General features: G+C 70.1%; 2 protein-coding genes. Both read right to left on the bottom strand.

The window, feature by feature from the left end; translation table 11 throughout:
* Positions 1-360 (bottom strand): S1 RNA-binding domain-containing protein (locus PV363_RS17595; protein ID WP_301023062.1); only part of this gene is annotated, 360 nt, incomplete at its 3' end.
* A 224-nt stretch (positions 361-584) separates the two neighbouring features.
* The gene (locus PV363_RS17590) at positions 585-1,889 is read right to left on the bottom strand and encodes a M18 family aminopeptidase (RefSeq protein WP_301023063.1); all 1,305 of its coding nucleotides are present in this window, start codon (positions 1,887-1,889) and stop codon (positions 585-587) included.
* Positions 1,890-1,926 lie beyond the last annotated feature (37 nt).

Genomic DNA, 1,926 nt, shown 5'->3' with positions numbered 1-1,926 from the left:
CTTCTCGATGTCGCCCCAGGCGCGCTCGTACTGCGCCCGCTTCTTCGAGAGGATCAGACGTCCCTCCTTGTCCTCCTTCTGGAGGACGAGGGCCTCGACGGCGTCTCCGACGGAGACGACCTCGTGGGGATCGACGTCGTGCTTGATGGACAGCTCCCGCGAGGGGATGACACCTTCGGTCTTGTAACCGATGTCGAGGAGCACCTCGTCCCGGTCGACCTTCACGATGATGCCGTCGACGATGTCACCGTCGTTGAAGTACTTGATGGTCTTGTCGACCGCTGCGAGGAAGTCCTCCTCGCTGCCGATGTCGTTGATCGCGACCTGCGGCGCGGGTGCTGCCTGGATGCTGCTCGTCATATGGGATTGAGCTCCGATGGGTGGATAGGAGTTGTGCGGGGGGCTGCGGACCCGGATCGCAGCGTGCCGGTCGTTGCCGCGTGAGAACCTCGTGCGGTAGGACTGGAGACGCTGGCGAGCACGAACCCGCTCGGTCTGGGGCCGTACGAGTCCACAACGCACATCCAGGGTACGGGGTCGTTCGTCACACGGTCAACGCGGGCTAACACACGCCCGCGGACCACTCAGTACTCGGGGGCCAGGAACGCCGCGAGCGCGTCGGTGTACATCGCCGGGTCGGCCGCTCCCATCAGCTCCCTCGCCGCGTGCATCGCCAGCTGCGGGGCTCCGACGTCCACCGTGGTCATGCCGGTGCGGGCGGCCGTCAACGGACCGACGGTTGACCCGCAGGGCAGGTCGGCGCGGTGCTCGTAGCGCTGGAGCGGGACGCCGGCCTGCTCGCAGGCGAGCGCGAAGGCGCCGGCGCCCGACGCGTCCGTGGCGTAGCGGAGGTTGGGGTGAACCTTCAGGACGGGACCGCCGTTGGGGAGGATCCGGTGCGACGGCTCGTGGCGGTCGGCGTAGTTGGGGTGCGTCGCGTGAGACATGTCGCCCGACGCGACGACGGACCCCGACACCGCGCGATGGTAGTCGTCACGCGTGCCGCCGGCGGCGAGGACGATGCGTTCGACGACGGTCACGAGGAGGTCGGAGTCGGCGCCGCGGTCAGAGGTCGAGCCGACCTCCTCGTGGTCGAAGAGGACGAGCAGCGGAACGACACCCTCGGTCGGCTGGTCGACCACGTCGAGGAGGGCGGTCGTCCCCGCCCAGCACGTCGTCTGGTTGTCGAGGCGAGGAGCCGCCAGCAGGTCGGCCTTCCGGCCGAAGATCTGGCTCGGCACCAGGTCGTGCGTCATGATCTCCCAGCCGAGGAGCGCGTCTGTCTCCACATCGAGCCGGTCGGCGACGTCGGCCAGGAGGTCGGCCTTCTCCCCCACCCCGTAGATGCCGTCGAGATGACGCTGCGGGTCGAGCGCGACGCCCTTGCGGTCCTCCGAGAGGTGGATCGCGAGCTGGGCGACGGTGAGCACCGGTTCGTCGATGCGGACCAGCAGATGCTCCGCGCGCCCCCCGCGCCTCACGGTCACCCGACCTGAGAGGCCGAGCTCGCGGTCGAGCCACGAGTTGAGCAGCGGGCCGCCGTACGGCTCGAGGGCCACGGTCTCCCAGCCGGCGCTGGAGCGGTCCGGGCGCTGCTTGACACGCAGGTTGGGAGAGTCCGTGTGCCCCCCGACGATCCGGAACGCCGACTGAGGTCCAGCCGCCGACTCGGTGGACCAGGCCACGACCGAACCGCCACGGACGAGGAAGTAGCGTCCCTGCTCGGTCGGCCAGGCCTCGGTCTCACGAACCTCGACGACCCCGGCCGCCCCGAGTCTGCGGGCCACCTCCGCGCAGAGGTGGAACGGACTCGGGGAAACGTCGACGAGGCGGCCCCCCGCCGGTTGGCGCGCGGCGCCTGGGGGGGGGGGGGTGGGAGGGGGGGGCAAACCCCGCAACCGGGCCACCCCCCACCCCAAACGCACA

The sequence above is a fragment of the Mumia sp. genome (assembly GCF_028803055.1).
Taxonomy (GTDB): Bacteria; Actinomycetota; Actinomycetes; order Propionibacteriales; family Nocardioidaceae; genus Mumia.
This window is presented reverse-complemented; position numbering and strand designations above follow the sequence as displayed.